The sequence below is a fragment of the Brevundimonas sp. FG128 genome (assembly GCF_057809775.1).
Genome location: NZ_JBMDKP010000002.1, coordinates 227,927 through 246,647, shown reverse-complemented (window position 1 = coordinate 246,647; position 18,721 = coordinate 227,927). Strand labels below are relative to the sequence as shown.

Below are 18,721 nucleotides of genomic sequence, written 5' to 3'. Positions count from 1 at the left end.
TCAGGGCTTCCGTTGCCGCGTTCTGCTAACTAGCTGGCAAGATCCCAGCCTAGGAGAACGACCATGGTCACTGCCCGCGAAAAGCGTCTGGCGCCGCTCAGAACGCCCACCAGCCTGTCCGAAGAGGCGACGCGCGATATTTCCGCCTCGCTGACGACGCTGCTTGCCGATGTCTTCGCCCTCTACATCAAGACCAAGAACTTTCACTGGCATGTGTCGGGGCCGCATTTCCGCGACTACCACCTGCTGCTGGACGAGCAGTCGGCGGAAATCCTGGCGATGACCGATCCGATCGCCGAACGTGCCCGCAAGATCGGTGGACCGACGCTGCGTTCCATCGGCCAGATCGCCAAGGAGTCGCGCGTTCTCGACAACGACGCCGACTATGTCGATCCGCTCGACATGCTGGCTGAACTTCGCGACGACAATCACGAACTGGTCTCGCGGATGCGCGAGGTCCATGACCTGTGCGACCAGCACAACGACGTGGCCACCGCCAGCCTGCTGGAAAACTGGATCGACGAGAGCGAAAAGCGCGTCTGGTTCCTGTTCGAGTCTGGACGCCGCGGAAACGGCTGATCGGGAACCGACCCACTTGCGCCGTCTTATGTATCGTCGATAGTCGATTTCAGAGACGGCGCAGGAGGGGCGGAATGGCACGTAGTGTGATGATCTCGGGTCTGGCGCTCGTAGCGATGACGGCGGCGTCGCCGGCAAGTGCGGACATGTCCAAGGCGTTCGGAAATACCATCGTGTCCCACTATCCGAACGGTCAGTGGGTCAAGCATTTCTTCGAACCGGACGGTCGCTACACGTCGCAATTTTCGGACGGCCGACGCCTGAACGCTCGCTGGTCAGAGGACGGAGACCGCATCTGCCTGACCGGCTTCCGGCCCCGCCAGATACTGCCCCGTTTCTGCAGCTGCATGGTGCAGGCCGACATCGGCGACACCTGGCAGGCTCGCGACCCCTTAGGGCGCGCCATCCGCAACGAACTGGTCGCAGGACGCTGAGCCTCTTGCCCTGATCGTCTTCAGCCTCTAGAGGCGACGGCCTGCCCATGCGGATGTGGCGGAACTGGTAGACGCACTGGATTTAGGTTCCAGCGCCGCAAGGCGTGGAGGTTCGAGTCCTCTCATCCGCACCAAGCAAAAAAGGCCCCGGATCGCTCCGGGGCCTTTCTTCGTTTTTTGGCCCTATCACGCTTCGCGCGATTTGAGGCCGCCAGCTTGTATCTAGCTGATTGGCGGGACAGGCGGCGGAGGTGCGTCGCTGTCGGTCTCGTGGATTTCGACCAATCCGCGTGCGACATGGCTCTTGCGATAGCCATAGGCGAAATAGACGATCAGGCCGATTGCGCCCCAAATCGGCAGAACCAGCTGAGACTCCGTCGGCAGATTGAAGAACAGACCCAAGGTGCCGAGCACCGCCAGGGGCGCAATGACCCAGATCAGGGGTGTCTTGAACGGGCGGTGACGGTCCGGCTGTGTGACGCGCAAAATCATGACCGCGATCGCCACCATGAAGAAGGCGAATAGGGTGCCGGAGTTGGAGATGTCAGCCAGTTTGCCCACCGGCAGGAAGGCGGCGAAAATGGCCACCGCTACGCCGGTGATCATGGTGACGATGTGCGGCGTCTTCCACTTCGGATGGATGGAAGCCAAGAAGCTGGGCAGCAGACCGTCGCGCGCCATCACGAAGAAGATGCGCGTCTGACCGAACAGCATGATCAGGATCACCGAAGGCAAGGCCAAGAAGGCGGCGATGCCAATCAGGTCGCCAACCCGCTCGTGACCGACGACGCGCAGAACGTGGGCCAGAGCTTCACGCGAGCAAACCAGCGGCTCCTGCATCGACGAGAAGGTTGAGCATTGGGCGGCCAGGGCAGACGAACCCGCGTGGAGAATTTCGCCGCCAGGTCCGACCAGGGGTTGAGCGCCGATGGCGCCAATCGCGCCCGCTGCGACCAGAAGATAGAAGACGGTGCAGATGCCCAGCGATGCGATCAAACCGATGGGCACGTTGCGTTGTGGATTTTTGGTCTCTTCCGCCGCAGTGGATACGGCGTCGAAGCCGACGTAGGCAAAGAAGATCGAGGCGGCGGCGCCGACGACCCCAAGGCCCGCGCCATGCCCGTCGCCGAACCAGCCGTTCGGCGTGAACGGCGTGAAGTTGGCGCCATTGATGACGGGTAGGGTCAGAACGATGAAGACAGTCAAGGCCGTGACCTTGATGGCCACCAGCACAGCGTTGACGCGCGCGCTCTCGCTCGTGCCGAGCATCAGCAGCCCGGTGATCAGCAGGGCGATCAGCAGAGCGGGCAGATTTACGATGCCGCCGGCATAGGGGCCGACGGCGATGGCTTGGGGCAATGTCACGCCCCAACTCTGTAGCAACCCGATGAAATAGCCGGACCATCCGACTGAAACCGCCGAAGCTGCGACCGCATATTCAAGGATGAGCGCCCAGCCCACCATCCAGGCCAGAAGTTCGCCCATCACGGCATAGGTGTAGGTGTAGGCGGAGCCGGAAACCGGCACCATCGAAGCGATCTCTGAATAGCAAAGGGCCGCCACGGCGCAGACCGCAGCGGCGATAACGAAGCTCCACATCATGCCGGGGCCCGCCTTTTGGGCCGCCTCCGACGTCAGGACGAAGATTCCGGTGCCTATGATGGCGCCGACGCCAAGCAACGTCAGTTGGATAGGACCCAGACTTCGGGTCAGTGATTTCTTCTCAGCGGATGCAAGAATCGCATCCAACGACTTAACGCGCCACATCAAAATTCCCCACGCTTTATGGCAGCCCCTCGGCTGCTTTGGGCGGACGCTAGCGGCGGATCGAACGGCGCGCAACGCGCATGACGCAGTGGTTAAGACGTGACGACGCTTTCGTGATCGCGTCCCCACAGGCTAAAGGCGGGGGATGCTGCCGATCCACGCCGTTCTGGAACCGCTTAAGGTCGCCCTGGCGCAGGGAAATACGGCCGTGCTGGCCGCGCCGCCGGGGGCGGGCAAGACGACCGTCGTGCCCCTTGCCCTGCTGGATCAGCCGTGGCTCGGCGACGGAAAAGTGTTGGTGCTGGAGCCTCGACGGCTGGCGGCTAGGGCGGCGGCGGATCGCATGGCGACGACCCTGGGTCAGCAGCCGGGCGAAACCGTCGGCTATCGCACCCGCCTGCAAAGCCGCATCGGGGCGATGACGCGAATCGAAGTGATCACGGAGGGCGTGTTCACGCGGATGATTCTGGACGATCCCGGCCTGGACGGCGTCGGCGCGGTTCTGTTCGACGAATTCCATGAGCGCAGCCTGGACGCCGATCTGGGGCTGGCGCTGGCGCGCGAGACACAAGGGGTGCTGCGCGAGGATATGCGGCTGCTGGTCATGTCGGCGACGCTGGATGTCGTGGGGGTATCGCGCCTTCTGAACGGCGCGCCGGTGATCGAGGCGGAGGGCCGGGCCTGGCCCGTCGAAACCCGATACCTGGGGCGCAATCCCGCTGAACGGTTCGAGGAGGCGGCGGCGAGGGCCTGTCTGATCGCTCTGAGCGAAGAGACGGGTTCGGTCCTGGCGTTCCTGCCAGGGCAGGGGGAAATCCACCGGGTCGCGCGCTTGGTCAACGAACGGTTGCGGCTGCCGAACGTCGATGTGGTTCCGCTGTACGGCGGCCTGGATCGGGGGGAGCAGGATCGGGCGATCGAGCCGGCCGTGCCGGGGCGACGCAAACTAGTGCTCGCGACGTCGGTGGCCGAAACCAGCCTGACCATCCAGGGCGTGCGCGTGGTGATCGACGGCGGCCTGTCGCGTGTCCCGCGCTTCGAGCCGTCCAGTGGGTTGACCCGACTGGCGACGGTCAAGGTCAGCCGATCCTCGGCCGAGCAGCGGCGGGGTCGGGCGGGCCGGACTGAGCCGGGGGTCTGCTATCGGCTGTGGGACGAGGAACAGACGCGTGGTCTGGTCCCGCATCAGCGGCCTGAGATCCAGGAGGCGGACCTGACCGGCCTGGCGCTGGATCTGGCGCGATGGGGCGCGCGGTCGACTGATGGGCTGGCGCTGCTCGACCCGCCGCCGGCCGGGGCGATGGCCGAGGCGCGGAAGGTGCTGACGCGATTAGGCGCGCTGGACGAGAACGGGGGCCTGACGGATCACGGCCGGCGGTTGACGCGGATACCTCTGTCGCCACGACTGGCGCATATGGTCGCCGTGGCCTCGGACGGCGGCGACGCCATGACAGGTGCGAAGATCGCGGCGATCTTGAGCGAGCCGGGGCTGGGCGGGTCGGGCGTCGATCTGGCGGATCGTCTTGCGGGATTGGGCCGTGATCGCTCGCCCAGGGCGCGCGACGCCATGAAGCTGGCGGAGCGTTGGGCGCGGGCGGCGGGGGGCGGCGGGGGCGAAACGGCGGAGCCGGGTCTGCTGCTGGCCGAGGCGTTCCCTGAACGAATCGCCAAGGCGCGGGGTAAAGCGGGCGAACTGCTGATGGCGAGCGGACGCGGGGCGGTGCTGGACGCGACCGACCATCTGGCGCGGCAACCCTGGCTGGCGGTGGCGGAACTGGGCGGCGGAGACAGCCGCGACAGGGTGCGGCTGGCGGCGGCGCTGGACGGCGAACGTATCGATGTCGATCTGGCGCGGTTGATCTCGATCGAGGACCGTTTGGCGCGCGAACCGTCGGGACGTTCCGTGATCAGGCGGTCGCGGCGAATCGGGGCGATCGTGCTGGACGAGAAGGTGGTCGGCGCGCCGGACGCCGCGACCCTGACGGCCGCCCTGCGGGCCGAGGTCGAGGCGGACGGGCTTGGCGCGCTGAAATGGGGCGAGCAGGCGTCGGGCCTGCGCGCACGCCTGGCCTTTTTGCACGACCGCGATCCGACCTGGCCCGACGTATCGGACGACGCCCTGCTGGCGGCACGCGAAGACTGGCTGTGGCCCTTGCTGGACGGGGCCAAGTCGCTGGAAGGAATCGGGGACGGTCGGCTGGCTGAGGCCCTGCGCGGTCTCATTCCCTGGGAGTTGCAGCGCAAGCTGGACGACCTGGCGCCCACGCGTCTGGTCACGCCGCTGGGATCGGCGGCCATCGATTACGGCGCGGAGGGCGGGCCGCGCGTGGACATTCGCGTGCAGGAGCTGTTCGGCGTGAAGACTCACCCGACCGTCGGCGGTGTGCCGTTGACCCTGGCCCTGTTGTCGCCCGCGCGACGGCCGGTGCAGGTGACTAAGGACCTGCCGCGCTTCTGGGCCGGCTCGTGGGCGGCGGTGCGGGCCGAGATGCGCGGGCGGTATCCCCGCCACCCCTGGCCCGAGAACCCGGCCGAGGCGCAACCGACGAACCGGGTGAAGCCTCGCGGGACCTGAGCGCCTTGACGTGGCGGCAGGGAAACGGGCATCGCTGAGGGCAACTTGGAGCCCATGATGTCCGACGCCGTCCTGCCGAAGAACTCCACCGGTCGCGTGCTGTTCGCCAGCCTGATCGGCACGACGATCGAGTTCTTCGACTTCTACATCTACGCCACGGCCGCCGTGCTGGTGTTTCCGACCTTGTTCTTCCCCGGCGAAGATCCGGGCACGGCGCTGCTGTCGTCGTTCGCCACCTTCTCCATCGCCTTCTTTGCCCGGCCCATCGGCGCCCTGGCGTTCGGGCATTTCGGGGATCGGGTGGGGCGCAAGGCGACGCTGGTCGCGGCCCTGATGACCATGGGGCTGTCGACCGTGGCCATCGGCCTGTTGCCCACGCACCAGCAGGTCGGCCTGCTGGCGCCGCTGCTGCTGGCCCTTTGCCGGTTCGGTCAGGGGTTGGGTCTGGGCGGCGAGTGGGGCGGGGCGGTGCTGCTGGCGACCGAGAATGCGCCGCCGGGAAAGAAGGCCTGGTTCGGCATGTTCCCGCAACTGGGCGCCCCCATCGGCTTCATCCTGTCGACGACATCCTTCATCATCCTGACCTCGACCATGAGCGAGAGTGCTTTCGAGGGCTGGGGCTGGCGCATTCCGTTCCTGGCCAGCGCCATCCTGGTGTTCGTCGGCCTGTGGGTGCGGCTGAAGATCAGCGAAACGCCCGAGTTCCAGAAGGCTGTGGATCGCGACGAGAGGGTCAAGGCGCCGGCCGTGACCCTGTTCGCCCATCACAAGGCGGCGCTGGTGCTGGGCACGTTCAGCGGGGTGACGACCTTCACCCTGTTCTATCTGATGACGGTGTTCGCCCTGGGGTGGGCGACGACGGGGATGGGATTGGCGCGGGCGGATGTCCTGCCGATCCAGTTGATCGGCGTGCTGTTCTTCGCCGCCTGCATTCCGGTGACGGCGTTGCTGGCGGACCGATACGGGCAGGTGAAGGTGCTGATCTGGTCGTCGGTGGGGATCGGGCTGTTCGGCTTCCTGTTCGCGCCGCTATTCGGGGGCGGTCTGACCGGGCTGCTGGTCTTCTTTGCGCTGGGGTTCGCCCTGATGGGCTGCACCTATGGTCCCATCGGCGCGGCCATGGCCCGGCCTTTCCCGACGGCGGTGCGCTACACCGGCGCGTCGATGGCGTTCAACCTGGCGGGCATCCTGGGAGCGTCGCTGGCGCCCTATATCGCGCTGAAGCTGGCGGAGCGGTTCGGGCCGGGGGCCGTGGGCGGCTATCTGGTGATTTCAGCCCTGGTCACCATCGTCGCCCTGTGGGGCATGGGGCGAGTGGCGCCGGAAGAGAAGCGTTAGGCCTCGTCGGTCGCGGCATAGACCATGATGCCCGTGGCGATGGCCAGGTTCAGGCTGTCGGCCCGGCCACGCATCGGGATCTTGACGTTGACGTCGCAGGCGGCGGCCAGTTGGTCGGTCAGGCCGGCCTGTTCATTGCCCATCAGGATCAGCGACGGCTTGCGCATCACCGCCGAGCGGTGGCTGACCGTCGCGTCCAGTCGGGTGCCGACGATGCTGCCCGGCCAGGTCTTGCGCCAGGCCAGGAAGTCCTCGGGCGTGGTCCTGGTGATCGACACGGCGAAGACCGAGCCCATGGTCGCGCGCACGGCCTCGACCGAATAGGGATCGACGCAGTCGCCGATCAGGATGACGCCGCCGCAGCCCGCTGCGTCGGCGGTGCGGATGATGGTACCCAGATTGCCGGGATCGCGCACCTGCTCCAGAGCGACCCAGCAGGGGGCGGAGGCCGCGTCCAGGCTGTCCAGAGGGGCATAGGCCTGTTCGAACACGCCCAGCACGGTCTGGGGATTGTCGCGACGGCTGATCTTTTCGAGGATGGCGTGGGTGACGACGACGATGTCGCCGCCAGCTTTGATCGTTGCGGCCCTGGCGCGGTCCAGCAGCGGATGGGGGCGGGCGTCCTCGCCGACCAGCAGCATCCTGGGCGCACGAGCTTGGTCGAGCGCCTCGCCGATGAACTTCAGACCCTCAGCCAGGAAGGTCCCGGTCTGGTCGCGTTCCTTGCGCATGTGCAGGGCGCGAACCGCCTTGACCGTGTCGTTGGTCAGGGAGGTGATGACGCGTTCCGTCATTTGCTCCACCGCGCGAAGAAGGACAGGCCGATGGCGCGGGCGTCCGCGCCGTCTTCGGACAGGGCCAGTTCGCCCCAGTCGATCCGGCCGCCCCGGTCATGGGTCGCCTCGACCATCAGATGCGCCAGGGACAGGCCCGACACGCGCGCTGCATAGGCGTTCAGCAAAAGGAAGTCGGCGTCGTCGGCCAAAAGGGTGGCGCAATCCTTCAACAGGGCCGGCATGTCCTCGAACAGGCGCCAGACTTCGCCGGTCGGGCCGCGACCGTATTTGGGCGGGTCCAGGATGATGCCGTCGTATTTCGAGCCGCGTCGAACCTCGCGAGCGACGTATTTGCGAGCGTCCTCGACGATCCAGCGGATCGGATGCTGGGCAAGGCCCGAGTGTTCGGCGTTCTCGCGGGCGTAGGCGACCGACTTTTTCGACGCATCGACGTGGGTGACCTCGGCGCCCGCCGCGGCGGCGGCCAGGCTGGCGACGCCGGTGTAGCCGAAGAGGTTCAGGATCTTCGGTGCGCGCCCGGCTGTCTTCGAGAAGGCGCGCACGCGGTTGTCCAGCCATTCCCAGTTGGCGGCCTGTTCGGGGAAGAAGGCCAGGTGGCGGAAGGGGGTAAAGCGGCCGGTGAACTTTACGTCGCGCCATTTCAGGGGGAAGGCGTCGACGGGGCCGTGGCGGTCGAACTTCCAGCGGCCGGAATCTTCCTCCTCCTGCTGGGGGTCGAAGGTCGCCGTGGCGCTTTCGAAGGCCGCGGGATCGCGCGGCGACCAGAAACATTGCGGCTCGGGCCGGACCACGGTGTAGCGACCGTAGCGTTCCAGTTTCTTGCCGTCGCCGGAATCCAGCAGGGCGTAGTCGGACCAGCCGGACGTCACGAGCGTTTCGGGAGTTTTTGAAAGGACAGGCGCCATCGTCGGGCTGATAGGCGCTCAGGCCGCCTCGCGTCCAGACTCCAGCGCCACGACGGTCATATCTGTCGCCTGACCATCGCCATCATGAGGGGTCTTGTCCCAGACATAGGGCTCGGTCACCAGCCGACAGGCGGCATGGACGAAGGCCAGGCTGAGCAGGGACCAATAGGCTGGCGCGGCGAGCATGTCGCTCAGTCGATATTTCAGGCCCGCTCTCCGCGCCCCAACCGCGCAGCCCATCCACGCAGCGATGACGCCCAGAGCGAGCACACTCAGCGAACCCACTGGCGTCTCCGGCGCGACGCCGGCGTGGAGGCCGACCAACAGGGCCGAGGCGAGCCAGGCCAGGGTAGGGGCGTGGGCGGCGGCGGCGATGATGCCCGCCCCCAACGTCATGACCAGCGATAGCAGGCCTCGCCGTCCCAGCCTGCTCGGGCGGCGCGTATGGACACCCCAGGTCTGCATATAACCCTTCAGCCACCGGGTCCTCTGGGGAAGCCAGCGGTCCAGCCCGCCCGGCGGCGTCTCCCAGGTTGGGCAGTGGATGACGTCCAGCTTCCAGCCCAGCGACCACAGGCGAAAGCCCAGGTCGGCGTCCTCGGTCACATTGTGCGCGTCCCAGCCGCCGGCCGAGCGCAGGGCGCGCATGCGGATGTGGTTGCTGGTGCCCCCCAAAGGAAAGGGCAGGCCCAGCCGCGCCATGCCAGGCAGGGTCACCTCGAACAGGGCGGCGTATTCGAAGGCGAATTGCCGATCCAGAAAACGCGACCCGCTGCGGCCCGACGGTCGAATGCGCAGCGGCGCCTGCAGACACCCCAGTCTGGGCTGGGCGACGAACCGCGCGGCCGCCTGTCGCAACTGTTGCGGATCGGGCTCGTCCTCTGCGTCATAGATGGTGACAAGATCGCCTCGGGCGTGAGCCAAGGCATGGTTCAAGGCGCGCGGCTTGGTCAGGGGCCAACCGGGCGGCACGACGAGGATCTTTAGCCATGGCGGCGTCGGCGTCGCCTCGGCGGCTTCGAGGGTCTCGTGATCGTGCGCCTCCAACACGATGAACCCTTCCAGCCGATGAGCAGGATAGTCGATGCGGGACAGGTTGGCGATCAGTTGCGGCGTCACCGCCGCCTCGTCATGCAGGGCCGCCAGGATGGTGTAGCGCGGCCATTCGATCGGGCGAGGAACCGGCGCCGGGCGTCTCAGGCTGGCGATGGCGATGACGGTCTTCCAGAGCGCCGAAACCACGAACGCGCCTTGAAGCACCAGCAGGCAGGTCAGAAAAGTCGGCTGAGGCCATCGAACCAGAGCGAAGCCAGTCCCGGTGATCAACACTGCAAGCATCGCGATTTGCGAGCTGCTGGGCGCACGTCGAATGGCGCCGCTGCTGCGCGGGATGATCTCCTGATGCCCCCAGCCGTCCATTCGCCGCCCCGCCCCCGGAACCTCGCAATCTGTAATCGATATTGGAAACAACCGTGTTCGGCAAGGCGATTGGCGCCCCAGAGGGATTGTCGCTATTCAGGGCGCTTCAACCGGAGTCGCCGCTTGCCAGACGTTTCGACCTCTTCGCGCACGAACCGTAAGCCCAAGGGCGAAGGCCATTCGCGGCGCGGCGAAATCCTGTCCGCCGCTGAACGCATCTTCGTCGAGCATGGCTATGAAGGCGCGACCATTCGCAAGATCGCCGACGAGGTCGGCCTGTCGTCAACGGCGCTCTATATGCATTTCGCCGACAAGGGCGCGATCCTGCAGCAGATCTGCCGCGACGCCTTCGGGCGGCTGATTGCGTCCAACGCGGCCGTGGCGGACGACGATGCGCCGCCTGTGGTGCGGTTGCGGCGGATGATGGATGGCTATGTCGCGTTCGGCTTCGCCCATCCCAACGCCTATCGCCTGATCTATCTGACCCGCCCGGTCGAGGCGCGCGAGGGCGCTCAGGACATGGCGCGCGAACTGGGGGCGGGCCTTTTCACGACGCTGGAGGCCACGGTCGCGGACGCGGTGGCGAACGGCAGTCTGAAGGGCGATCCGGCCCTGATCGCCCAGGCCATCTGGGCCACGGCGCACGGCGTCGTCTCGCTGATGATCACCAAGCCTTATTTTCCGTGGGCGGATCGTCAGGCCTTGGTGGACACCACGCTGGACGCCCTGTTCGCCGGATTGCCGAGACCGTGAGACGTGTCTTCGCCGCGCTGGTGGTCTTGGCCAGCATCAGCGCGGTCACCTCTGCCCAGGCGAGGCCGCTGCGTGTGATGGCGCTCGATCAGTGTGCGGATCAATATGTACTCGCGCTGGCGCCCAAGGCCGAACTGGCGCTATCGCCGCGCGCCGACGACCCTGACGCCTGGCTGCGGAGCGAGGCGATGGGCCATAGGCGGTTGCGGCCCACGCTGGAGGCGGCGGTCGGGTTCAGGCCGGATGTGGTGGTGCGCTACTGGGGCGGCGAGCCCCGCCTGCTGAAGGCGCTGCAGCAGCGCGGCGTCAAGGTGGTGACGATCAGCGACGCCGTCGATCTGGAGGGCGTGCGACAGAATATACGCGCGACAGCCCGTGATCTGGGACAGGTCGAGCGTGGTCGCCTCATGGAACAACGAATGGATGCCAAGCTGGAGCGCGCCACGCCGACGCATCCGGCGGAACTCCGCCCCGGCGCGGTCTATCTGACGTCAGGAGGCTTCACGGCCGGACCCGGCACGCTGATGGACGCCATGATGAAGGCGGCGGGCTTCCGTAATCTGACCTCCGCGCCGGGGTTCGGCGCTGTCAGCGTCGAGCGGATCGCCATGACGCCGCCGATCCGCTTCGTGCTGGGCTTCTTCGATCAACTCCGTGCTGACCTTCGCGGCCCAGGACGACACCCGGTGGTGCGACATGCGGCTGAGGGGCGGACGGCGGCGCGGTTGCCTGCGGCGGTTCTGACCTGTCCTGCCTGGTTCGCGGCCGACGGCGTCGACATGATGGCGGAGGGGCGCCCGTGACGCGGACCGTGCGGCTGTGCGTGATCCTGAGCCTGCTCATCGCAGCGGCTCTGGCGTTGGCGATCTTGGCGGGCGAGACGGCCTTCGACGGCGCCCAATACGCGGCGGCCTTCGGCGATCCTACGTCCGGCCCGGCGGAAGTCCTGTGGCAGGTCAGGGCGCCGCGCGCGGTCTGCGCTTTGATGGTCGGGGCGGCGCTGGGATTGGCCGGGGCGGTCATGCAGGGTCTGCTGCGTAATCCGCTGGCGGATCCAGGCGTGCTGGGCGTGTCAGCGACGGCGGCCCTGGGCGCGGCAATGGCGATCGTTCTGGGCGCGGCCGCCGTTCCGGGGCTGGTCGAGGTTTCGGCCCTCGCGGGTGCGGCCCTGGCGGGCGGCCTGCTGATCGCGGCGTCCAGCGCCGTCCGCGCGCCCGAAGCCTTGATCCTGTTCGGCGTGGCCTTGTCCAGCTTCGCGGGCGCGGCCACCGCCCTGATCTTCAACCTGTCGCCATCGCCGATCGCGCAGGCCGAGGTGATGTCCTGGCTGCTCGGTTCCGTGCAGAACCGAAGCTGGGTCGATGTCGCCTGGGTGACGCCGGCCGTGATCGTTGCGGGCGTCTTCGCCAGCCTGTCGGGGGCGGGCCTGCGCATGATGACCCTTGGGGATGAGGGCGCGGCGGCCTCGGGTCTGAGCATGGGTCGGTTACGCGCCTTCGCCCTGATCGCGGCGGCGGTGGCGACAGGGGCTGCCGTTGCGGTCGCGGGGGTGATCGGCTTCGTGGGCCTGGCGGCGCCGCATCTCGTTCGGGCGGCGGTGCGGGGCGATGCGAAACGGATCTTGGCGCCCTCGGCGCTGGCGGGCGGACTGATGCTGGTCGTCGCGGACCTGCTGGCGCGACTGACGCCGACGGATCAGGAGCTGAAGCTGGGCGTGTTCACGGCCCTGATCGGCGCGCCGTTGTTTGCCTTGATCGCCTGGCGCGCCGCGCGGGAGTGGCGGCTTTGATCGCGCCTCTGACGATGTGGGACGCCGATGCGAGCCTGGGCGGCCGCAAGGTGCTGGACGGCGCGGATGTACAGGTCGAGTACGGCCAGCTTGTCGCGTTGGTCGGCCCCAACGGCGCGGGAAAATCGAGTTTGATCAAGGCGTTCGCAGGTCTGCTTGACCTGGATGGTGGTGTCGCTCGCCTGAACGGCGACGATGTCAGGACGCTCTCGCCGCGAGAACGCGCCAGACGCGTCGCCTATCTGCCGCAGGAGCGCCGGATCGCCTGGAACTTGCCGGCGGTCGAGGTGGCGGCTTTGGGCGCGCCCTTCCTATCGGGCCCCGACGCCCTTACGCGGGCCCATGCCGCCCTTGCGGAGGTCGGCATCGCTCATCTGGCGGAACGAGGCGTTGCCGAAATGTCGGGGGGAGAGAGGGCGCGTGTGCTGCTGGCCAGAGCCCTGGTGGTCGATGCGCCGCTGCTGCTGGCCGATGAGCCGATTGCGGGGCTCGATCCGGATGCGCAGCGGCTGGTTCTGGAACTGCTGAGGGCGCGGGCTGATAGAGGGGCTGGGGTGCTGGTCAGCCTGCACGATCTGACGCTGGCGGCTGCGGTCGCCGATCGGGTCGTGGTGCTGGATCAAGGACAGGTCGTGGCGCACGCTCCGCCTATGCAGGCTCTGGAACCGGACGTGCTCCGGAGCGTGTTCGGCCTGGACGGTCAGTGGATCGAGGGACCGGACGGGCCGCTTCTGGCGGCCCGCCGGGCTCAGTAGGCGACGTAGGGACGGGGACCGGCGGCCGCGCCGCGCGCGATGTCGGCCGAGGTCGTCAGCGGCGCGGTGCCGCCGTTCAGACGCGCCTTGTAGACCGCCATATTCTCCATCACCCGCATCATATAGTTGCGCGTCTCGGTGAAGGGCGCGCATTCGATGAAGTCGATCGCCGCATTGGAGTCGCCGCGCGGGTCGCCACAGCGGGCGATCCACTGGTTCGGACGCGCCGGACCGGCATTGTAGCCGACCGTCGCCAGCAGCATGGAGCCGTTGTTGGCCGCCATCAGCTCGCCCAGGTGATAGCTGCCCAGCGTCATGTTGTAGTCGGGATCCCAGAGCTGTTCGGCCGAGAACCCCATGCCCAGGCGGCGGGCGACGCTCGACGCGGTGGCGGGCAGGAACTGCATCATGCCGCGGGCATCGGCGCCGGAGCGCGCGCGCGGGTCAAAGCTGGATTCCTGGCGGGTGATGGCCTGGGTGAACTCCAGCGGGGCCGCGCCGCCGACCTGGGGTGGGACGCGGACCGGATACATCCGCTCGGGCAGGACGAAGCCGCGCTGGCTGGCGGCGCGGCCGACCATCATGGCGGTGAAGCCTTCGCCATAGCTGCGGGTCAGATCCATCAGCAGGGCCAAATCGTTGATCGTCGGCAGGTCGTTGTCGAGCTGGTAGGCGAAGACGCGCAGCAGGCTGGTCTCGCCGGTCTCGCCAAGGATGCGCGAGGCCCGGACGACCTCGTTGCTTTCGAAGCGGGCGATGTCCGACTGTGACGGGACGGGTTCGCCCGGCAGCTGAAGCGTGGTCATGCCCGCCTTTTCGGCCGCCAACTGGCCGTAGAAGGTCTGCCAGTGCTGGGCGCCGTTGCGATAGTAGGCGAGGGCGGCGTCGCGCTCGCCCCGCGCCTCGGCGGCCCGGCCCAGCCAGTAGAAGGCGCGGCCTTGGGTGATCGGCGTCGAGGAGGCGCTGCGCAGAGCCTCGAAATGGCGGGCGGCGACCTCGGGCTGGTTCAACTTGGTCAGGGCCACCCAGCCGGCGAAGAACTCCGCGTCCACCATCCGGTCGCCCGAGGTGAAGCCGTGGCCGTTCATGGCGTCATAGGCGGCGCGCCAGTTTCCTTGCTGGAGAGCGTCGAGGTAATAGTTGCGGCGCTCGCTCCACAGGGTGTTGTCGCCGGTCGTGTGGCCCGGCGCGGGCGGAAGATTGGCCAGAAGGGCGAAGCCTTCGGACTGGCGGTTTTGCGAGCGCAGGATGCGGACCCGTTCCAGCGCCACGGCGGGATCGGCGGCCTGCGCAGGCGTCAGACCGGCCACGACGGCGTCAGGGCTGTATGCTGACCGCAGGTTCATGACCGCATTTGCGACGGCGGCGCGATCCGGCGAGACCAGATTGACCATGCTGCGGGTCGCGGGGCCGTGCGGGCCGAGCAGCAGCATGTTCAGGCGCGCCTCGTGATCCGCCGGGGTCAGCCAGCCGCCCCATTGGCCGAGAATGCGCGACTGGGGCGCGTCGTCGAACGAACGGGTGCGCCACCAATCGCGCACCAGGGCCCGGGCCTCGTCCTGACGTCCTCGTTGTTCGAGGGCCGAGGCGTAGGCGATGGCGCCTTCCACCATCGTCGGCTTGCCGTCGGACATCAGGGCGAGCGCGGCGTCCGCACCCATGCCGGAACGGTCCAACACCGTCTCGGCGGCGGCGCGGCGTGATTCGCCGCGAGGCCAGCCGGCCAAGTCTGTCTGGGCGCGGGCGAGGTCCGAATAGGACAACTGTTCGCCTGACGTGTCGATCAGCGCCCATTCCACCAGCTTCCGTGCGGAGGCGTTCTGAATCTGGGACATGGCCGATTGCGCGCCGAAGACGTCGCGCGCGCGGGCGGCGGCCAGCCCCTGACGAAACAGCGCCGTATCCTGATCGCTGAGCACCCGGCCCTGATAGGTGGCGGAATAGCCGGGCACGGACGAAGACGAAGAGGCATAGGGAACAGGCTGGCCGGGCAGGACATCCTGCGGATTCGGCGCAAGGACGGCGAGGGCCGCCGCCAGACTGGTCGCTATCATGATCTGTCCTGTTCCCATTCAATCCGGTTGCGGCGAAGCCGCTGGCGACCTAACGTCCCGCGCTCATTGAAAAGTCGATGAACATTTCGTCCGTCGTCCCTTCCCACGCAGGCCAAGTTAGTCCCATGACCGCCCCCTTGTTCAAGGGCGTGATCACCGCCCTGATCACACCACTTCGTGACGGAAACGTGGACGAAGCCGCTTTCGTCAAACTGCTGGAGCGCCAGATCGCCGCAGGGGTGCACGGCGTCGTGCCTATGGGCACGACCGGCGAGGGCGCCAGCATGGATCTGGACGAGCACAAGCATGTGATCGAACTTTGCGTGCGGCTGGCGGCGGGGCGCGTCAGCGTCATCGCCGGAACCGGGTCGCCCTATACCAAGGAAGCCATCGACCTAACCCGCCACGCCAAGACGGTGGGGGCGGACGGGGCGCTGATCGTCACCCCCTATTATATCCGGCCGTCACAGGCGGGCATGGCGGCGCATTTCGAGGCCGTCGCCGACGCAGTCCAACTGCCGATCCTGCTCTACAATGTGCCAGGGCGAACCGGGGCCGATCTGGCCAACGACACGGTGGCGCGCCTGGCGGCCCATCCGAACATCGTCGGCATCAAGGACGCGACCGGCGACATGAGCCGCGTCAGCTGGATGCGGGCCAACATCGGCGGACAGTTCGACCTGATCTCGGGCGACGACCCCAGCTATCTTGGCTATCACGCCCACGGCGGGGTCGGTCTGATCTCTGTGGCGTCCAATGTCGCGCCCGAGGCCATGGTGGCCCTGCACAATGCGATGACGGCCGGCGACTACGCCACGGCCCGCGAGTGGCAGGGTAGATTGATCGGCCTTTGCAAGGCGCTGTTCCTCGACAACTCTCCGGCGCCGACGAAATACGCTCTGGCCAGGTTGGGTCTGTGCAACGAGGAGGCGCGGCTGCCGCTTTCGCCGACCTCGGACGCGGTCAAGCCGATCATCGACCGCGCCATGACGGAAGCGGGCGTCGCCTGATGGCGCCGCAACCCCAGTCGAAGTCCAAGGTGATCGCCGAGAACCGGCGTGCGCGGTTCGACTATTTCCTAGAAGACAATCTCGAGGCCGGCATCCAACTGCTGGGCACCGAGATCAAGGCCTTGCGCGACGGCCGGGCCAATATCGCCGAAAGCTATGCGGCGGTCGAAGGGCGCGAGATCGTGCTGATCAACGCCGACATCCCGCCCTACAAACAGGCCAATCGCTTTAACCACGAGCCGCGCCGGCCTCGGAAACTGCTGCTGCACAGAAAGCAGATCGACCGGCTGATCGGGGCCGTCCAGCGCGACGGCCAGACCATCATTCCGCTGAAGCTTTACCTGAACGACGCAGGCAAGGCGAAGCTGGAAATCGCCCTAGCGAAAGGCAAGAAGCTGCACGACAAGCGCGAAGCCTCGGCGGAACGCGACTGGCAGCGCGACAAGGCCCGGCTGATGCGCGACAAGGGCTGAAGCGAACGCTCGCCTAGGCCAAGGGTCTTGCGTCCATGACGCCCGGCAGATCGGCGAATCCGGCGCCGGACGATCCCAGCGATGGGCTGAACAGGCCGCCCGTCATCAGGCCGATAATGGTGATCGCCACCACAACGACCACCGCCAGCACGGCTATCCTGCGCTCGCCCTGAGTGAAGATCCCGTTCGTCCGTCGCATCGTCCTGCCTCCCTGCAGAGACCCAACGCGACGTAAACGCCTCCGTTCCGCCTCAATTCAGGAACAGCCGCTTAGTAGCGCAGCCGCCACAGTGGGATGGCTCATCCATCGATCAGAGCGCGCGCGCGGGCGAAGACCGCCTCGAACATATCGGGCGTCAAACGGCCCGTGTTCGTGTTCAGCCGCGAGCAGTGATAGCTGTTCAGGATGATATAGCCCCCGGCCTCGCCCTCGGCGCCGTGCCCGGCCGGCATGGCGGAGGCGGGGCGACCGAACGCCTTCAAGATGTTGCGGCGCGATACGTCGCCAAGGGTCACGATCACCTTCAGCCTCGGCAGCAGCTTCAGCCGGTCGATCAGGAAGGGCCTGCAGGTGGTTTCCTCGATCGGCAGCGGCTTGTTGCCGGGCGGCGCGCAGCGGACGGCGTTGGTGATCATGCAGTCGATCAGCGTCAGGTCGTCGTCGCCGTTCGGGTCGTAGCGGCCGTGCGCGAACCCGGCCTTCTTCAGCGTATCGTAGAGCAGAAGGCCGGCATGGTCCCCGGTGAAAGGCCGACCCGTTCGATTGGCCCCCGTGCGGCCGGGCGCCAAGCCGGCGACCAGCAAGCGCGCGTTCGGATCGCCGAAGGACGGGGCGGGGCCGTTCCACCAATCCGGATTCTGGCGCGCATTCTCGCGACGATACTCGACCAGTCGCGGGCAGAGCGGGCAGTCGCGGGGTGGCTCGGGCGTCAGGCTCATTGGGCCGCTCCGGTCTTGGGACGACCGAACTCGGCCATCAGGTCGCCAAGGTCCAGGAAGACATCGGCCTGGCGTCGCAGTTCGTCGGCGATATGGGGCGGTTGGGTCTTCTGGGTCGAGATGACGGTCACCCGCACGCCCTGCGCCTGCACCGCCTGCACCAGACGCCGGAAGTCCCCGTCGCCGGAAAACAGCACGGCGTGATCCAGGTGTGGCGCCAGCTCCAGCATGTCCACCGCGATCTCGATGTCCATATTGCCCTTGATCCGGCTGTGGCCCTGACCGTCGGTGAACCGCTTCACCGGCTTGGTCACGACCGAAAAGCCGTTGTAGTCCAGCCAGTCCACCAGAGGCTTCACCGGCGAGAACTCTTCGCCCTCGACCACGGCCGTGTAATAATAGGCCCGCGTCAGGATGGATTTCTCGCGGAACCAGTCCAGCATCCGCCGGAAGTCCATGTCGTGCTGAAGCGCGCGGGCGGCGGAATAGAGATTGGAGCCGTCGATGAAGATCGCCAGCCGATCGGTGGAATGAAACATGGTCGATGCCGTCGAAAGGGATGAAGAATATGGCGTCCCCCCTGACGCCCGCGTCGATATGGGAATCGACGAGACGCTGGATCTGGACGCCGCAGTCATCGTGGCGCTGGGCTGCAATGACAAGGGGGCCTGGTCCTCTTGCCGCGAGGCGCTGGAGGCGGCGCTGGCGCGGTTTCGTAGCGAAGGGGTTGATATCGTGGCGCGGTCGTCCTGGTGGTCGTCCCTGGCCTGGCCCGATCCGGAAGACCCCCCGTTTCTCAATGGAGTCGTCGTGGTTCGCACCGCCCACGATCCTCATGCGCTGATGGCCGCCCTGGGACGGATCGAGGACGCCTTCGGCCGCCAGCGTTCGGCCCGCAATGCGCCGCGCACGCTGGATCTGGACCTTATCGCCTATGGGCGGTTGAGCGGTGATCTGGATGGACTGATTCTGCCCCATCCCCGCGCCGCCGAGCGGAAGTTCGTGATGGGGCCGATCGCGGAGATCGCGGCGGAATGGACGCATCCAACCGATGGCGGGGCCGCGGCGATCCTGGCCGACGCCGCGATGGTTGGTCGCGACACCCATCCCTTGCCGTGACGAGCGGTTCGTGAG

At 67.1% G+C, this 18,721-nt stretch carries 19 protein-coding genes and 1 tRNA gene; 12 read left to right on the top strand and 8 right to left on the bottom strand.

What is annotated here, in order from left to right:
• Positions 1 to 63 precede the first annotated feature (63 nt).
• The 3 genes from ACODSC_RS05690 (at position 64) to ACODSC_RS05680 (ending at position 1,147) form a co-directional block, all read left to right on the top strand.
• Positions 64 to 579 (top strand): Dps family protein, encoded by a 516-nt coding sequence (locus tag ACODSC_RS05690; RefSeq protein WP_488812605.1) that lies wholly within the window; start codon positions 64 to 66, stop codon positions 577 to 579.
• A gap of 74 nt (positions 580 to 653) precedes the next feature.
• Positions 654 to 1,013: a hypothetical protein gene (locus ACODSC_RS05685; RefSeq protein ID WP_488812602.1), complete on the top strand. Its 360-nt coding sequence runs from the start codon at positions 654 to 656 to the stop codon at positions 1,011 to 1,013.
• 49 nt (positions 1,014 to 1,062) lie between these two features.
• Positions 1,063 to 1,147 (top strand) — tRNA-Leu (locus ACODSC_RS05680).
• 88 nt (positions 1,148 to 1,235) lie between these two features.
• Here the strand turns inward: ACODSC_RS05680 and ACODSC_RS05675 are convergent.
• Positions 1,236 to 2,780, bottom strand: coding sequence for an amino acid permease (locus ACODSC_RS05675; protein WP_488813448.1), 1,545 nt, complete (start codon positions 2,778 to 2,780; stop codon positions 1,236 to 1,238).
• 145 nt (positions 2,781 to 2,925) lie between these two features.
• On the opposite strand from ACODSC_RS05675, the gene hrpB reads away from it, so the two are divergent.
• Entirely contained in the window at positions 2,926 to 5,355 is a 2,430-nt protein-coding gene (gene hrpB, locus ACODSC_RS05670) for an ATP-dependent helicase HrpB (RefSeq protein WP_488812600.1), read from the top strand.
• A 57-nt stretch (positions 5,356 to 5,412) separates the two neighbouring features.
• Positions 5,413 to 6,693 carry an MFS transporter gene (locus ACODSC_RS05665; RefSeq protein ID WP_488812598.1) on the top strand — a complete coding sequence of 427 codons (1,281 nt, stop codon included), beginning with the start codon at positions 5,413 to 5,415 and terminating at the stop codon, positions 6,691 to 6,693.
• On the opposite strand, the gene ACODSC_RS05660 is transcribed toward ACODSC_RS05665, so the two are convergent.
• Genes ACODSC_RS05660 through ACODSC_RS05650 form a run of 3 tightly spaced genes read right to left on the bottom strand, consistent with a single transcriptional unit; the run spans position 6,690 to position 9,637 of the window.
• Positions 6,690 to 7,487, bottom strand: coding sequence for a TrmH family RNA methyltransferase (locus tag ACODSC_RS05660; protein WP_488812596.1), 798 nt, complete (start codon positions 7,485 to 7,487; stop codon positions 6,690 to 6,692). The two genes, ACODSC_RS05665 and ACODSC_RS05660, sit on opposite strands and share 4 nt — an antisense overlap.
• Entirely contained in the window at positions 7,484 to 8,395 is a 912-nt protein-coding gene (locus ACODSC_RS05655) for an RsmD family RNA methyltransferase (RefSeq protein ID WP_488812594.1), read from the bottom strand. The genes ACODSC_RS05660 and ACODSC_RS05655 overlap by 4 nt, the downstream gene beginning before the upstream one ends.
• 18 nt (positions 8,396 to 8,413) lie before the next feature.
• Positions 8,414 to 9,637 (bottom strand): glycosyltransferase family 2 protein, encoded by a 1,224-nt coding sequence (locus ACODSC_RS05650; protein WP_488812592.1) that lies wholly within the window; start codon positions 9,635 to 9,637, stop codon positions 8,414 to 8,416.
• 300 nt (positions 9,638 to 9,937) lie between these two features.
• On the opposite strand from ACODSC_RS05650, the gene ACODSC_RS05645 reads away from it, so the two are divergent.
• The 4 genes from ACODSC_RS05645 to ACODSC_RS05630 are packed head-to-tail and all read left to right on the top strand — an operon-like array spanning position 9,938 to position 13,111.
• Positions 9,938 to 10,567: a TetR/AcrR family transcriptional regulator gene (locus ACODSC_RS05645; protein ID WP_488812590.1), complete on the top strand. Its 630-nt coding sequence runs from the start codon at positions 9,938 to 9,940 to the stop codon at positions 10,565 to 10,567.
• On the top strand, positions 10,564 to 11,370 hold the full coding sequence (locus tag ACODSC_RS05640) for an ABC transporter substrate-binding protein (RefSeq protein WP_488812588.1): 807 nt from the start codon (positions 10,564 to 10,566) through the stop codon (positions 11,368 to 11,370). The genes ACODSC_RS05645 and ACODSC_RS05640 overlap by 4 nt, the downstream gene beginning before the upstream one ends.
• Positions 11,367 to 12,356 (top strand): FecCD family ABC transporter permease, encoded by a 990-nt coding sequence (locus tag ACODSC_RS05635; protein ID WP_488812586.1) that lies wholly within the window; start codon positions 11,367 to 11,369, stop codon positions 12,354 to 12,356. The genes ACODSC_RS05640 and ACODSC_RS05635 overlap by 4 nt, the downstream gene beginning before the upstream one ends.
• Entirely contained in the window at positions 12,356 to 13,111 is a 756-nt protein-coding gene (locus tag ACODSC_RS05630) for an ABC transporter ATP-binding protein (protein ID WP_488813447.1), read from the top strand. The genes ACODSC_RS05635 and ACODSC_RS05630 overlap by 1 nt, the downstream gene beginning before the upstream one ends.
• Here the strand turns inward: ACODSC_RS05630 and ACODSC_RS05625 are convergent.
• Positions 13,105 to 15,165, bottom strand: a complete 2,061-nt coding sequence (locus tag ACODSC_RS05625) for a lytic transglycosylase domain-containing protein (protein ID WP_488812584.1) — start codon at positions 15,163 to 15,165, stop codon at positions 13,105 to 13,107. The genes ACODSC_RS05630 and ACODSC_RS05625 overlap by 7 nt on opposite strands.
• 125 nt (positions 15,166 to 15,290) lie before the next feature.
• On the opposite strand from ACODSC_RS05625, the gene dapA reads away from it, so the two are divergent.
• Complete coding sequence (gene dapA, locus ACODSC_RS05620; protein WP_488812582.1) at positions 15,291 to 16,175, top strand: 4-hydroxy-tetrahydrodipicolinate synthase; 885 nt, start codon at positions 15,291 to 15,293, stop codon at positions 16,173 to 16,175.
• Positions 16,175 to 16,648, top strand: a complete 474-nt coding sequence (smpB, locus tag ACODSC_RS05615; protein ID WP_395943740.1) for an SsrA-binding protein SmpB — start codon at positions 16,175 to 16,177, stop codon at positions 16,646 to 16,648. Before dapA ends, smpB begins: the two co-directional genes overlap by 1 nt.
• A gap of 13 nt (positions 16,649 to 16,661) precedes the next feature.
• Here smpB and ACODSC_RS05610 read toward each other — a convergent pair whose 3' ends face one another.
• The 3 genes from ACODSC_RS05610 to ACODSC_RS05600 form a co-directional block, all read right to left on the bottom strand.
• Positions 16,662 to 16,847 (bottom strand): hypothetical protein, encoded by a 186-nt coding sequence (locus tag ACODSC_RS05610; protein ID WP_488812579.1) that lies wholly within the window; start codon positions 16,845 to 16,847, stop codon positions 16,662 to 16,664.
• Between the two features lie 101 nt (positions 16,848 to 16,948).
• Positions 16,949 to 17,587 (bottom strand): uracil-DNA glycosylase, encoded by a 639-nt coding sequence (locus ACODSC_RS05605; RefSeq protein WP_488812577.1) that lies wholly within the window; start codon positions 17,585 to 17,587, stop codon positions 16,949 to 16,951.
• Positions 17,584 to 18,126 carry a LabA-like NYN domain-containing protein gene (locus ACODSC_RS05600; RefSeq protein ID WP_488812575.1) on the bottom strand — a complete coding sequence of 181 codons (543 nt, stop codon included), beginning with the start codon at positions 18,124 to 18,126 and terminating at the stop codon, positions 17,584 to 17,586. Before ACODSC_RS05600 ends, ACODSC_RS05605 begins: the two co-directional genes overlap by 4 nt.
• On the opposite strand from ACODSC_RS05600, the gene folK reads away from it, so the two are divergent.
• Positions 18,125 to 18,706 (top strand): 2-amino-4-hydroxy-6-hydroxymethyldihydropteridine diphosphokinase, encoded by a 582-nt coding sequence (folK, locus tag ACODSC_RS05595; RefSeq protein ID WP_488812573.1) that lies wholly within the window; start codon positions 18,125 to 18,127, stop codon positions 18,704 to 18,706. The genes ACODSC_RS05600 and folK overlap by 2 nt on opposite strands.
• Positions 18,707 to 18,721 lie beyond the last annotated feature (15 nt).

Bases quoted from the DNA above. Each gene is read 5' to 3' on its own strand.
- ACODSC_RS05690 (WP_488812605.1), top strand. From the start codon at position 64: ATGGTCACTGCCCGCGAAAAGCGTCTGGCGCCGCTCAGAACGCCCACC.
- ACODSC_RS05685 (WP_488812602.1), top strand. From the start codon at position 654: ATGGCACGTAGTGTGATGATCTCGGGTCTGGCGCTCGTAGCGATGACG.
- ACODSC_RS05675 (WP_488813448.1), bottom strand. From the start codon at position 2,780: ATGTGGCGCGTTAAGTCGTTGGATGCGATTCTTGCATCCGCTGAGAAG.
- hrpB (WP_488812600.1), top strand. From the start codon at position 2,926: ATGCTGCCGATCCACGCCGTTCTGGAACCGCTTAAGGTCGCCCTGGCG.
- ACODSC_RS05665 (WP_488812598.1), top strand. From the start codon at position 5,413: ATGTCCGACGCCGTCCTGCCGAAGAACTCCACCGGTCGCGTGCTGTTC.
- ACODSC_RS05660 (WP_488812596.1), bottom strand. From the start codon at position 7,487: ATGACGGAACGCGTCATCACCTCCCTGACCAACGACACGGTCAAGGCG.
- ACODSC_RS05655 (WP_488812594.1), bottom strand. From the start codon at position 8,395: ATGGCGCCTGTCCTTTCAAAAACTCCCGAAACGCTCGTGACGTCCGGC.
- ACODSC_RS05625 (WP_488812584.1), bottom strand. From the start codon at position 15,165: ATGATAGCGACCAGTCTGGCGGCGGCCCTCGCCGTCCTTGCGCCGAAT.
- dapA (WP_488812582.1), top strand. From the start codon at position 15,291: ATGACCGCCCCCTTGTTCAAGGGCGTGATCACCGCCCTGATCACACCA.
- smpB (WP_395943740.1), top strand. From the start codon at position 16,175: ATGGCGCCGCAACCCCAGTCGAAGTCCAAGGTGATCGCCGAGAACCGG.
- ACODSC_RS05610 (WP_488812579.1), bottom strand. From the start codon at position 16,847: ATGCGACGGACGAACGGGATCTTCACTCAGGGCGAGCGCAGGATAGCC.
- ACODSC_RS05605 (WP_488812577.1), bottom strand. From the start codon at position 17,587: ATGAGCCTGACGCCCGAGCCACCCCGCGACTGCCCGCTCTGCCCGCGA.
- folK (WP_488812573.1), top strand. From the start codon at position 18,125: ATGGTCGATGCCGTCGAAAGGGATGAAGAATATGGCGTCCCCCCTGAC.
- ACODSC_RS05600 (WP_488812575.1), bottom strand. From the start codon at position 18,126: ATGTTTCATTCCACCGATCGGCTGGCGATCTTCATCGACGGCTCCAAT.